At 64.0% G+C, this 13,656-nt stretch carries 6 protein-coding genes; 1 reads left to right on the forward strand and 5 read right to left on the reverse strand.

Going from position 1 to position 13,656, the window contains the following annotated elements; all coding sequences use genetic code 11:
* Positions 1–128 precede the first annotated feature (128 nt).
* On the reverse strand, positions 129–5,531 hold the full coding sequence (locus BEN47_RS07050; protein ID WP_070726656.1) for a DUF8693 domain-containing protein: 5,403 nt from the start codon (positions 5,529–5,531) through the stop codon (positions 129–131).
* A 692-nt stretch (positions 5,532–6,223) separates the two neighbouring features.
* Here BEN47_RS07050 and BEN47_RS07055 point away from each other — a divergent pair.
* Positions 6,224–7,477: a BT3233 family polysaccharide utilization protein gene (locus tag BEN47_RS07055; protein WP_083322210.1), complete on the forward strand. Its 1,254-nt coding sequence runs from the start codon at positions 6,224–6,226 to the stop codon at positions 7,475–7,477.
* A gap of 710 nt (positions 7,478–8,187) precedes the next feature.
* On the opposite strand, the gene kduI is transcribed toward BEN47_RS07055, so the two are convergent.
* The 4 genes from kduI to BEN47_RS07075 form a co-directional block, all read right to left on the reverse strand.
* A complete protein-coding gene (gene kduI, locus BEN47_RS07060; protein ID WP_317039481.1) occupies positions 8,188–8,838 on the reverse strand; it encodes a 5-dehydro-4-deoxy-D-glucuronate isomerase in 651 nt (216 codons plus the stop codon).
* Positions 8,839–9,054: 216 nt separating this feature from the next.
* Entirely contained in the window at positions 9,055–11,514 is a 2,460-nt protein-coding gene (locus tag BEN47_RS07065) for a glycoside hydrolase family 2 TIM barrel-domain containing protein (protein WP_239691528.1), read from the reverse strand.
* 102 nt (positions 11,515–11,616) lie between these two features.
* Positions 11,617–12,438, reverse strand: a complete 822-nt coding sequence (locus tag BEN47_RS07070; protein ID WP_070726661.1) for an SDR family oxidoreductase — start codon at positions 12,436–12,438, stop codon at positions 11,617–11,619.
* Positions 12,439–12,444: 6 nt separating this feature from the next.
* Positions 12,445–13,635 (reverse strand): glycoside hydrolase family 88 protein, encoded by a 1,191-nt coding sequence (locus tag BEN47_RS07075; protein ID WP_070726663.1) that lies wholly within the window; start codon positions 13,633–13,635, stop codon positions 12,445–12,447.
* Positions 13,636–13,656 lie beyond the last annotated feature (21 nt).

Genomic DNA, 13,656 nt, shown 5'->3' on the forward strand with positions numbered 1-13,656 from the left:
ACCAGCCGCAAGCGGACGTCTTCCCCGGGGCTGAGGGAGCTTCAACACGGAAGCAGCCGCGGGACCCAAAGCAAGAGGTGGTTCCACCTCCGCAGGTCCTCGCGGCTGCTTTGTATTTGGCCGCGTTTCTACTCCACCACCACGCGCTTGGCCAGGGTCTGCTGTTCGGCCTGCAGGCGTAGCGTGTACACGCCCGCCGCCAGGCCTTGGGTGCTGAACTCCGCCGTGGCGCCGGCGGCCGTGAGCGAGATGGCGCGGCTGAAGACCACCTGACCCAACGCATTTACCAGCGTGGCCCGCACCTCGCGCTGGCCCGCTAGGGGCGGCAACAGTACCGTGAAGCGGCCGCGGGCCGGGTTTGGATACAGGCTGACCGTAGCGGCCGTCAGCTCTGGGCGCGCCGCGGTGACGGTAGCCGGGCGGAACACCAGGCTGAAGCGCCCGGCCCCGGCCGTGGGCGTAGCCGACGTGAAGGAGTAGCGGCTGCCCGCCGTCAGCAGCTGCTGGCTGCCGGTCAGGGCGTCCCGTAGCCACACCGTGGCGGTACCCAAGCTGGCCAGGTCCGCTACCTCCAAAGCATAGGTGCCGGCTTTCGACGCGCGCACCAGCAGCGGCACCACTAGTTCGGTAGTTGCGAGCGGGGCCAGGCCATTGATGGCCAGCGGGGCGGTGCTGCTCAGCGAAGCCAGGTCAAGGCCGGCAGGGTTGGGCAGCTTCACGGCGTCGTACTGCGCGTCGATGGCCCCGGTGGCGCCGGTTTCGAAGTAGAGGTACGTGTCATCAGCGAGACCGGCGCCGGCCAGGCGCAGGCGCAGGTGGGGCCGGGCGTCGGAAGAGCCGCGCCCGAAGGCAGGCTGGGTGCCGAAGGTGGTGACGCGGTTGGCGTTGGTCAGGTTCACGGCGCCGGGGGTGCCGGGGACCGTCACGCGGGCGAAGTAGCCCGAGCCGGCGACAATTAGTGGCGAGTCGCCCACGCCGTTGGTGTAGCTGCGGTAGGTGCCCGCGTACTGCCCGGTGCTCTGGTACACGTACATGGCGGCGTCCATGCCGGGGCGCTGGCCGGCGGCCACGGTGTTCCAGTCCAGCGGACTTGGGTATGGGTTGCCTAGCAGCTGCCAGCCGGCGTCGGCGTCGGTGCCCCGAGCAAGTGAGCCTGAGGGCTGGGCGGCGTTGTTGAAGGTGCCGGTGAAGGCTACCGGGGCGGCCGTGGCCGGGGCGTTCACCGAGTAGCCGCGGGTGGGCTGCATGGCGTCGGTGGCGCCGGTGGGCGAGAACCAGCCTTTGTCGAAAGCGGCGATGCTGGCCGGCGACGTGGCCAGCCGGCTTTCGTCATAGCCAAACACCGTGGGGAAGGGCGACACTGCGAAAGGCGTGGCGCTGCTGTTGTAGCCTACATTGAACGTGGGCGCAAAGCCCGGCGTGGCCAGGCTGGCAAACGTGGCCCCGGCTACCGGCGCGCTGAAGTGGCGGTAGGCCGCGCCGGTCACGGCGTTGGTAATGGCGCGCTGCATGGTGCCGCTGCCGCTCACCACGCCGCCGGTGTTATCGACCAACGCCGTGCCCGCGGCCGACGAGAGCAGCGTGAATGCGTTGCCGGCGGTGTTCAGGTTGCCGCTTTGCAAACGGGCCAGCTGCTGCACGCTGGTGGCCTGGCTCAGGGTCAGGGTGCGGTCCGCGGCCAGGATAGCCGTGTTGTTAACCGTCAGGCTGCGCACCTGGCTGGGCAGGCCGGTGCCAGTTAGCTGGGGCGCGGTGCCGTTATAGGTGTACAGGCCCTCGGGCGAGAAGCTGCGCGGGCCCGCCAGCTGAATGGCGCCCGTGGCGCCGGTGGCCGCAATGCCGGCCGGGTCGCAGATTTGCAGCTCGGCACCGGCCTGCAGCTCGAAGCTGCCCGCGCCGCTCAGCGTTTGGCAATTGGTGACGAGCCGGCCGCCGGCCAGTACCCGCACGGGGGTGGCCACCGTGGCGTTGAGCTGCAGGGTGAGGGTGCCGCCGCTCTGCACCGTGATGCTGTTGTAGGCACCGCCGGCCGCCATGCTTTGGCCGTTGGCCACCACTAGGTCGGGACCCGTCACGGCGTTGCGCAACGACTGAATGTAGGTCACGTTGGGCGTGCCGAAGCCGAAGCCCCAGTTTAGGGCCGTGCTGCCCGAAATATCGGCCTTACCGGCGCCGTTGTAGTCGGCAATAGTCTGCGTCGGGTTCAGCGGGTAATGAAACTTGCTGGGGCTGCCGCCCCCGTCCAGGTCCGGCGAGGTCATTTTGTAGCCGGCAGCCGAGGCGTAATTGGTGGTTACGGCCCCGCCGGCCCCGGCAATGCCGGTGCGGGTGGCAAAGGTGTGGAGGGCGCCCGTGACGCCCGCGGCGCCCGAACCGGCCGCCTTCACCATCACCAGGTCGTACTGCGTGATGTTGAAGATGTTGGCGCCGCCCACGTTGGCGAGGTAGGTCGTATTGCCGAGCAGCAGGTCCAGCGTGAAATCCGACGCGTCGTAGTCGGGCACGTAGCCGGCGGGGCCGGCCAGCTGGCGCAGCACGATGGTGGTGCCGCTGCGCAAATCTGCCCAGAAAGCCGTGTTGGCAAACTGGTACTTGCCGCCGTTGTCGGCCGTGCCGTTCGATTCAAAGTCCTTGACCATCATGCCGCGCACGTCGAGGTGGTCCTGCACCACCAGTAGCTCCACGGCGTCGAGGCTGCCGGTCGAGGCGTTCGAGCCGTTGTAGATGCGGTTCACCACGATGGGCGGCACGGGGTTGGCCAGCCCGCGCAACGACTGGATGTAGGTGATATTGGCGCTGCCGAAGCCGTCGCCCCAGTTGCGGCTGGTGCTGGTGGAGGTGGCCACGTTGGTGCCGTTGTAGTCGGCCGTGCTCTGGGCCGGGTTCGTGGGGTACACGAAGGCTCCCGTGCCCAGGCCGCTGGTCAGCAGCAGCCGGGCGCTGGTTACGGCGGTATAGAAAGCCAGGCCCGTGGCGTTGGTGGCCAGGGCGTGTACCGGGTTGTCGGTGCCGCTGGCGCTGCCGGTTTTCAGCAGCACCATGTCGGTTTGGGTCAGGTTGAAATTCTGGCCCACCGGCGCCAGCGCATCCAGGTAGGTGGCGTTTTCCATCAGCAGGTCGATTTTGAAATCGGCCGGGTCGAAATCTTCCGCGTAGCCGGTGATGCCGGAGGCGAGGCGGCGCAGCACGATGGTGGTGCCAACGCGCAAATCCTTCCACAAGGCGTTATTCCTGAACTGGTACCTGCCGCCGGTGTCCGACGTCAGGTTGGCTTCAAAGTCCTTCAGTATCAGGCCGCGAATGTCGAGGCGGTCCTGCACCACGAGCAGCTCCACCGCATCCGTCGCGCCGTCCGAAGTCGAGCTGCCGTTGTACAGGCGGTTCACCACGATGCCCGTCAGGGGCTGCTCGGCAAAGGTGATTTTCGAGAAGTTGAAGCTGCTCGTCACGATGTCGAACTTGAGCGTGGCATTCGCGTCCGCATTCAGGTACACGTTGTTGATAACCACGTCCTGGTAGGTCTGGAAGCCGCCCGTGCCCGGCACGGGTATCACGCCGGTTCGGTCCACGTCGTTCACGCTCAGCCGCAGGCTGCCGCCCGCAGTGGTGCCCGACGCCACCCGCACCGTGACGCGGTACAGGCCGCTGCGCAGTACGTTCACCGAATATTTCAGCCACTCGCCGTTGGCCGAGTAGCCCACGTTGCCGAGGCCCTCGCCGCCATTTTCCGTGTCCACCGACTCGTTGGCGCGCGGCACCGTGGGGTCGAGCTGGGCGCCGCGGTTGGCCACGTCCGAGTCGTTGTAGGCCACGCCCTGGCCGCCGTTGTCAAACTCCACGGCCTTCACCACGCCCGGAATCACTGGGATGGTGGCCGGGAAGGGCGTGCGGATGCAGTTGCTCACCTGCACGTAGCTGGCCCGGGTCACCACGATGGTCGTGTCCGGGTTCACCAGCGTCATCGTCACGGTGGGGCTGCCGGCCGTGGCGTAGGTCACGGGCGCCGGGTTTTTGCCGGTGCCGGTGGCCGGCGTGGCGCCCGCCCCAAAATTCCAGTTTATCGACGTGAATTCGCCCAGCACGGTGGCCGCGTAGGTCACCGCTTCGGGGGCCACGCAGGTGAAGGTTTTATCGGCTGTAAAGTTGGCCAGCGTAAAAGTCTGGCCGGGGTTGAGGTAGGTGGGCGGCAGCGTCTGCTGCGCGTGTTGCAGCGAGTACACGACTTTCCGGGTCAGCGCGCCCTGGGCGTTGAACAAGAGCACCAGCGTCGATTGCGCGTAGATTTTGTCGTCGTAGAAGTTATTGATGCCGGCCGGCACGTTGATTTTGAGCGGGGCCGCGCCGGGCGCCGCGGCCGTGTTCAGCTGCAACGTGAAGTCGTAGTCCGTCGCGTCGCTCTCGTTCAGCAGCATCACGGCGGTGGTGCCGTTGTCGGTGCTGCTCAGCACTTTCACCAGCGCCTGGTTGTCGGTGGCGTTGAGGTTGGTGCCGTGCAGGTTTTCCGACACCAGCATCTCGTGCCAGAAAGCCGAGCGCGGCTTAAAAGTCGACGGCGTGCCCCCGTCGATGTAGCCCAAATCGCCAACCCCGCGCGCGCCACCGCTCTCATGAATCGACCACGGCTGCATCGAGAGGCCCTCATACTTCATGCCCACCCCGAACACCTCGGCCCAGAACTGCCCGTTTAGGAAGGAATGCACGCCCACGCCTTCCACGGTATTGACCGTGGGGTTGGCAAAATCGACGTTGAACTCGGTCAGGGCCCAGCGCAGGGCGTTGGCCCCGGTGCGGTTGTGCAGGGCGTTGGCGTTGGCCATCAGGCCCAGCAGGTTGATGGTGTTGTTGGTCAGGTTGGTGGTGCCGTTCACCACGCCGGCGCGGGTCTGCGTGCCGTTGAATGGGTAGGTGTGAAAGGAGATGACGTCGATGTAGTAGCGGCCATTGGCGTCGCGGCCGGTGATGTCGTTGGCGCCGCCCACCAGCGCGGGGTAGTAGCCGTTGTAGGCGGCGTTTTCCGGCCCCACCGTCAGAATGGCGGGGTCCACCGCCTTCATCGCCGACGCAAAGGCCTTGATGTAGGTTTCCACCCCCGCCACCGGCGTCGGGTTGGGGTGCGAGGCGTTGTTCAGGTCGGGCTCGTTGCCGATAATCCAGTATTTGATGTTCCGTTGCATCGTGATGTTCACGTGCTGCACCACCTGCGCCGCCTGCGCCGCCGTGAACCGCCCGCGCCCTTCCGACACCTGCACCATCGGCTCGGCCCCGATGCGCCGGATGGAGTCAATCAGGGCGATGTACTGGGCATTCGTTACCAAGTTGGAGTTCACGCCGTTGCCGCCGATGCGCACCATGCGCACCTTCGACTGCTGCACCATCGGCCACAGCCGGTCGAGCTGCCCGTTGAACACCTGCGAGCCCAGGGCCGTGGGCAACCAGGCATTTTGGCCGGCCAGGTACGGGGAGATGGGCTGCGCGTGGGCCGCCGCGAGGGCCAGCCAGCTGAGCAGGAAGAGGCGTAGCAGTTGCTTCATGGGTAGGAATTGGTTGAGTTGGTATGGGAAGGAGAAAGCCGGAATGGGCCGGACACACGGGCGTCGCTTCCGCGACCAACGGTCTCGGAAATGGCCACTAGGCCAGCCGTAAACGTTCAGATAAGAGGTTGCCCGTCAAGGGCGCCCAAACGACCCGCAGGGCCGGGAGGCCGGCTACAACCGGCTGGTAAAGGTGCGTATAGATCCCAGCAAAACACAGAACATCACGGCATTTATCTACGGAAACGTTTGCGTGCGCGGGACCTGGCGCGCCACTCAGCCACACCGCTGCACATAGCCTTGGGCTCCTACTCGCCTTGCCAGGTAGACCGTTGTTTTAATCAGAGCCTACCTTCGGGAAGCATCAAAAAGTGTGGGGCAAGAGGTGGTTGCCCCCAATTGCCCCACACTTTTTGATGCTCTCCTTTTAGCACGCGCCTGTCACAATAGGTTTAGCCAAGCGCACCCACGGCCGGCCCGATGCTACAACGTTTGCGACGAAGCTGGAAAACGGTACCGTGCCCGAACGCCGCCGGACAAAAAAGGCGTGTATATTTCCGCCGAATAGCCCCCGAAGGCACCAAAAAGGCGGGGCTGCGCGGCCGGCCTGTCAAACCCCGGCGATGAAAATCCGTGGCTCCTGCATCTGAGCTCTTCCGCTACTTACCCCAATTATTAGCTCTGCCTCATTGATGGCCTCACTCCTGTCATACTTCTCTACCATGCTAAGTGGTGGCCTGCTGCTGCTGGCCCCGCCGGCACTGCGCTCAACGGACTCCGCCGCCCAGCCGGCCCTCAGGTCTCCGGCCCCGCTTGCTTTCACCGTTCGCAACCGGCTGGCGGTGGCGCGCCCCGCCGAAACAGTTAGCCTGCCCGCCGCCCGGCTGACCGGCCTCATTGCGGCCTATGGTGCGGACAACCTGCTGGTGCGCGACGCCGCGACCGGCGTGGTGCTGGTAAGCCAAATGCTCGACAATGATGCCGATGGCCGAGCCGATGAGCTGCTGTTTCAGACCACTCTGACCGCTAAGGAGGCAAAGCGGTTCACCGTGTCGGGCGCATCTAATGGGGCCGCCCAGCGGCCCACGAGCCCCACTACCACGTTCTCCCGCTTCGTGCCGGAGCGCATCGACGACTACGCCTGGGAAAACGAGCGGGTGGCCTTTCGCACCTACGGCCCCGTGGCCCAGCAACTGAAGGAGGCCGGCCGCAAAGACGGCACCCTGACAAGTGGCATGGATTGCTGGCTAAAGCGCGTACCCTACCCCGTCATCGACAAGTGGTATGCCGGCAACGTGCAAACGCCTAGCTATTACCACCACGACCGCGGTGAAGGCTACGACCCCTACCACGTGGGCGACAGCCGCGGCTGCGGCGGAACCGGCGTCTGGGACAACGACCGGCTTTATGTCTCCAAAAACTTTATCAGCTACAAAACGCTGGCCACCGGCTCCATCCGGACGGTGTTCGAACTGACCTATGCGCCTTGGGACGCCAACGGCCGGGTCATTATCGAGAAAAAACGCATTTCCCTGGACCTGGGCAGTAATCTGAGCCGGCACGAAGTCAGTTTTAGCAGCGCGCAGGCCCTGCCCAATTTCGCGGTGGGCATTACCTTGCACGATAAGCAAGGCTCCGTGCGGGCCAACCAGCAAGCCGGCTGGTTTCGGTATTGGGAACCCCTCGACGATGCCGAAATCGGCACTGGCGTCGTACTCGCCCCCGGGGACGTGACGGAATTTCGTGACCACCGCGTTGCCCAGCCCGACCAGAGTAACCTGCTCATTTTTACCCGCTCCGCTGGCACGCCCCTGGTTTTCTACGCCGGCTTTGGCTGGACGAAAAGCGGCCAGTTCCGCACCGTGCAGGACTGGGACGCATACCTGGCCCGGTTTGCCCAAACGCTGGCCTCGCCCCTGGAGGTAAGCTGGACGAAGACCCGGTAAGAGCAGCTTCCACCGAAGGCGGCTTCCGAACGTAATACCTTTTCTTAACTTAACCCTGTGCCTTTTGCTTTCCTCTGCCTTGCGGCCCTGGCCGGCACGGCCCTGGCCGGCACGGCCCTGTGCGCCGCGGCTGCCGCCTTCAGCCTGACCCCGCCGCCCGCCCCGGCCCTTTGAAACGCTCGGTGGCCCCGCCAAATAACCAGGCCGCGCTCATGGCCAACGGGGCCGCCGTAAAGGGAGGGCATCAAAAAGTATGGGGCAATGGTGGTCAACCGTCTCTCAGCTTACCTAAAGAGCCGTACTGGTCGGTGAAAGCGACGAGCCAATTAGCCGTCTCCCTCCCTTCTGCCGTGATTACTGCCCGACTGCCCCATACTTTTTGATGCTATCCCATAACAGGGGGTGAGCGGCATAAAAGGAACCTGGCGCCGCAGCCCGTTACGGCCGCGGCGCCAGGTTCCCAAAGTTATTGTGGGCCTTCCCCCGGCCGGCTGGCATTGTGCATGAACGACCGTGCCATGAGCATGAACGAAAAAATTGGTCGTTTTACGAGACGCCCCGCCCGCCACAAACCCAGGTGGACCCAAACACGGTCGACCAGTTCTCCCTACCGGTATTCTCTGTTTCTACTATTGTGCAACTCCGAATACACCGGTTTTTTCTCGTCAAACTACCGAGCTTGTTGATGGCCCGACCTTATCAGCAGCGGATTAGCGCAGGTCGTGCGGGGGTACGGTGTCCATGTCAGTGTACTCGCGGTTCTCGCCGGCCATGCCCCAGATGAAGGCGTAAGCGGCCGTGCCGCAGCCGGTGTGGATGCTCCACGGCGGGGAGAGAATGGCTTGCTCGTTGCTTACCCACAAGGGGCGCGTCTCGCTGGGCTCGCCCAGCAGGTGCAGCACGCGCTGGCCGGCCGGCAGGCTGAAGTAGAGGTAGGCTTCCATGCGCCGGTCGTGGGTGTGGGCGGGCATGGTGTTCCACACGTTGCCGGGCAGCAGCTGGGTCAGGCCCATCACCAGTTGGCAGCTCTGGATGCCTTCGGCGTAGATGTACTTGTAGATGGTGCGGCGGTTGGCCGTCTCGGCGGCGCCCATCTCCACGGGCGTGGCCTCGGCCTGGGTGCGGCGCGTGGTGGGGTGGGCGGCGTGGGCCGGGGCCGAGAGCAGATAGTACTTGGCCGGATTAGCGGCGTCGCGCTGGCAAAGGTCACTTCTTTGGAACCCAGGCCGATGTAGAGGCAGTCCTGGTTTCCCAGTTCGTACACCTGGCCGTCGACGGTGATGGTGCCGGCCCCGCCCACGTTCAACGCGCCCAGCTCGCGGCGCTCGAGGAAATAACTCGCTTTCAGCGACTCCGGACAGGGCAAGGCCAGCGCCGTGTCAGCGGGCTGCGCGCCGCCCACTATCATGCGGTCATAATGCGCGTAAGTCAGCTCTGTTGCGCCAGCTGTGAAGATGTTCTCAATCAGGAAATGCTCCCGCAGGCCACTCGTGTTGAGCATGGCCGTTTCCCGGGGACCGATGGCAAAGCGTTGCGTCATAGGAAAGAATATGATGGAAGGGAATATGTTGAGTTGGTTACAGCGTCAGCAGCACGGTTTCGAGGCCTTCGGACTGCACGGCCACGGCGGTTTGGCCGGGCCGGGCTTCCAGGCTGATGAGGGCGCGGCCGTTGTAGGCCTGCACCTTGCGCGAGCCGCGGCTGGTGCCCAGGTCATCGAGCAGCCGGCCGGCCCCGGCCAGGGAAAACGCCATCCAATTTGCTGCGTCGAGGCACTGCACGCCCTGGGCATCAAAGAGTTTGGCTTCGACGGTGGTCAGGCCGTTGGTTTCGCCTACTTTTTCCAGGGTCAGGCGCGCAGGTTTGCCCCATTTCTGAGTCTGGTAGCGGAAGCTGATTTCGTCCTGCACGGTTTGGCGGCCCTGGTGGGCGACGACGCGCACCTGGTTTTGGCCGGACACGAACTGCACGTTCCAGTGCAGGCCGGCGGCGGGGAAGTCCTGGCTGTTGCGCTGCTTCACGCCGTAGCTTTTGCCGTTGACGAACAGCTCGGCTTGCGCGCAGTTGGAGTACACTTTCACAAGCTTTTGCTCGCCTTCGTCGCCCCAGCGCACGGGCCAGCCGTGGCCGTAGATGTGGGCCATGGGCGCCGTGGCCCAGTGCGACTGAAACACAAAGTATGCCTCTTTTTTGGTAAAATCGCGCTCCACCACGCCCTTCTGGTTCATGTAGGGAATGGGGTTGTCGGGGCGCACGGGCGTGGAGAAATCCTTGAACGGCCAATACGCCGTGCCACTGAGCCAGGGCATGGTTTCCTGCTCCTTGAGGTGCCAGTCGACGAGGTTGCAGAGGTAGCTTTCGCTCCAGTCGCCGTCTTTCGAGACGCGGGCACTGCCGCCGAACAGGGAGGCGTCGCCGGCGCGCTCGTCGCCGCCCTGCCCGCCGCTGATTTTAACGAGGGCGTTGTCGGGGTTTTCGGAATGGCGGCCCGCGTGGCTGTCGCCGCCCCATTCCACGTGCAGAAAGCGCTTCACGCCCTGAAATTCTTTCTCGCTAATCTCTTTGTAATCGGTATAAACGCCCCGGTACCAGCCCGCCCAGATGGAGGGCGAGTACACATCCGGAATGTCTTTGCAGAAATCGCAGCGCCGAATGGCGGTGTAGCGGGCCGGGTCGAGCTGGTGCGACAGCGCGTTCAGCTCCTTCATGTAGGTGCGAATCTTCTCCTTATCAAAATCCGGAAAGTCGCCGGGCCAGTCGTTTTCATTGCCCAGCCCCCACACGATTACCGCCGGGTGGTTGTAGTGCTGCTGAATCATGTTGGTCAGCATGCGCCGGCCTTGGGCCTGGTACACCTCGCCGCCGAGGCCCCCACGGCACCACGGAATTTCTTCCCACACCAGAATGCCCAGCGAGTCGCACTGCTGCAGCACGATGCGCGACTGCTGGTAGTGCCCCAGCCGAATGAAGTTGACGCCCATCTCCTTCATCAGCCGCATCTCCTGCCGAATCATGGGCTCGGTCATGGCGGCGGCCACGCCGGCGTGGTCTTCGTGGCGGTGGGTGCCGCGCAGCAGCAGGCGCTGCCCGTTCAGGCGGAAGGGGCCTTTTTCCACGAATTCGATGTGCCGGAAGCCGACTTTCTCGGTTTGCACCAACGTGTCGGAGCCGGACTTTACGGTTACTTGCACGGTGTAAAGCTGTGGCTTTTTCGGCGACCACAGCTGCGGGTTCTTCAGCGTGAAAGCGTGGAGTTGCTGCTCCGCTGCCTTTACCGGAAAGCTTGCCTGGTGCCTGCCCACCTGTTTGCCCCGGGGGGCTAGTACCCGCACCGAAACCTGGGCTGAGCCGCTGGGCGCGAATTCCCGAAAAGCCGCCCTAATGGTAAGCTGACCCTGTTTTCCCGTTGGGTCGACTTCGGCCTTAGCCATGATGCGGGACAGCGCCACCGCTGGCTCGTACACCAGATTCACGTAGCGGTAGAGGCCGCCGTACAGGTTGAAATCCGATAAATCGGAAGGCATCATCTGCAGGTCGCGGGAATTGTCGCTGCGAATGGACAGCGGAACTTTCCCCTTGAATTGCTTCTGGAAGGCCTCGGTTTGCTTGAAATCGGCCACGGCCTGGGTGAGGTCCACGGTCCATTCGTCGTAGCCGCCCACATGGCTGCCCACTTTGGTGGTGTGAAGGTACACGTCGGTCTTTTGGCCGGCGCCTTCGAAGTGCAGCAGCGTGCGGCCGTTGGCGTAGGGGTTTTGCAGGTCGAGCTGGGTGCGGTACCAGCCGGGGCCCTGGTAGTAGTTCACGTCCGGGTCCACGGCATCGCGGGCGTTGAAGCAATGCGGCAGCGTCACGGGCGTCCAAAGGGGCACGCTTTCGGGGTTGCCGGCGCCTACGGGTCGCACGGCCTCCCACACGCCGCCCAGGTCCTGGCGCACAAATTCCCAGCCGCTGTTGAGCCGGGTGCTTTTTTGGGCAGGGGCTGGATAGAAGTTCAGCAGGCCGGCCAGCAAGAGAATAAACCTAATGGGTTTCAAGTGGAGCAGCTTTATCAACCTGTTTAAATGGAATGTCATGCGGGGCGAGGTTCCCTCGGGCGAGATACCGCGCTCTGCATGACGGGTGCTATCCCGAACCAATCAGACCCCACCAAACACCGAAAAGCCCCCGTCCACGCAAATCATGGAGCCGGTTACGAACTGGGAGGCGTCGCTCAGCAGCCACACCAGGGCGCCTTTAAGCTCGTCGGGGTGGCCAAAGCGCTTGAAGGGCGTTTGGCGAATTACCAATTCGCCGCGGGCCGTGAACCCGCCGTCGGGCGTGGTGAGCAGGCTGCGGTTTTGTTCGGTGAGGAAGAAGCCGGGCGCTATGGCGTTCATGCGGAGCTTGTCGCCGTAGCGGTTGGCCATTTCCACGGCAAACCACTGGTTGTAGTAGTCCACGGCCGCCTTGCCCATGTTGTAGCCCAGCACTTTGGTGATGGCCCGCTTGGAGTTCATCGACGAGATATTGACGATGCTGCCCCGGCCCGTGCCCGATTCAGCCATGGCTTGGCCAAAAATCTGGGTGGGCAGGATGGTGCCCCACAGGTTCAGCTCCATTACTCTCTTCATGCCGGCGAGGTTCATCTTGAAAACGTCTTCTTCGGCGTCGAGCACGCCATCGGGGGCGTTGCCGCCGGCGGCATTCACGAGGCCATTAAGGCGGCCGAACGTGCTCATTACCTCGTTGCAGGCCCGCCGCAGGTCTTCTTCTTCCATCACATCAGCCACCACGGCCAGCGCCCGGCCGCCCTGGTCGTTGATGGCCTGGGCACGTTCGCGGGCCACCGCTTCGCTGCGCCCCAGGATGGCCACGGCCCCACCAGCTTCCACGATGCCGTTGATGAAGGAATTGCCCAGAATGCCGGTGCCGCCGGTCACGACCACGACTTTGTCGCGCAGGGAGAAGTTTTCACTCATAATCCGTTATTGAAGCGCCAGGGCAGCATAATTCTGGTAGCGCCACAGGGCTTCCAGCAGGTAATAATCGGCATAAACCAACGGCGCGTCTACCTCCGAATTGATGGGCTTGTTGCCGGTGGCGTGCTTCAGCAGGAAAAAATTATTGGTGCCCGGCGCCGCCAGGTACTGCGGCGTGCACAGGCTGCTGAGCATGGCCGTGGCCGCGCCGTAGTACTTTTTGGGGCTTTTGACGTACTTGCTCAGCTCCAGCAGGCCCGAGGCGGCCACCGTTGCTGCCGAAACATCGCGCGGCGCATCGGGAATGTCGGGGGCGTTGAAATCCCAGTAGGGAATGCGGTCCGCTACCTTGCTGGTTTGCTTGATGAAGTAGTCGGCCGCCTGCTGCGCCGCGGTGAGATAGCGCGGGTCGCGGGTGTGGCGGTAGAGCATGGTGTAGCCATAAATGGCCCAGGCCTGGCCGCGGGCCCAGCACGAGTTATCGGCGAACCCCTGGTGGGTCATGGCTTTGCGCAGCTGGCCGGTAGCGGGGTCGAAATCGAGCACGTGGTAAGTGCTGTGGTCCTTGCGAAACCGGTGTTTCAGGTCGGTATTGGCGTGGGTTTTGGCGAGGTGGGCAAAGCTGGGGTCGCCGCTGAGCTTGCTGGCCGAAAACAGCATTTCCAGGTTCATCAGGTTGTCGACGATGACCGGATACGTAAACGGCGCGAAGTCCCAGGAGCGAATGGCACCCACCGTGGGGTTGAAGCGGCGCACCAGCGTGGCCGAGGCCTGCAGCACCACTTCGCGGTACTTGGGGCTCTGGGTCAGCTCGTAGCCCTGGCCGAAGGAGTTGTTCAGGATGAATCCCAGGTCGTGGGTGTTGGTAGTGTTTTTCTCCGCTTCCAGGGTTTCGGTGCGGGCGGCGGCGCGGCGGCGCCAGTAGTCCTTGCCGGTGAAGCGGGCCAGGTACCAGAGGTTGCCGGCGAAGAATCCGCTGGTCCAGTTGCGGCTGGAAGTGAGCAGCATGGTTCCGTCCTCTTTGGTGCTGCGCGGGTGCCGGGCGCTGTCGGGGTACTGCCGGAGCAGAGCGGCGTACTGGGTTTCGGCCAGCGCCACCACCTGGGCCACGGGAATAACCGGTGCCTTTTGGGCGGAGGCACTGCCCGCCAGCGCGAGCAGCAGGAGCATCAGCAGCGTCGGGCGCGTTGCGTTCATGGCAGGTGTTTCAAGCGAAAA

The organism is Hymenobacter lapidarius, assembly GCF_001816145.1.
Taxonomy (GTDB): domain Bacteria; phylum Bacteroidota; class Bacteroidia; order Cytophagales; family Hymenobacteraceae; genus Hymenobacter; species Hymenobacter lapidarius.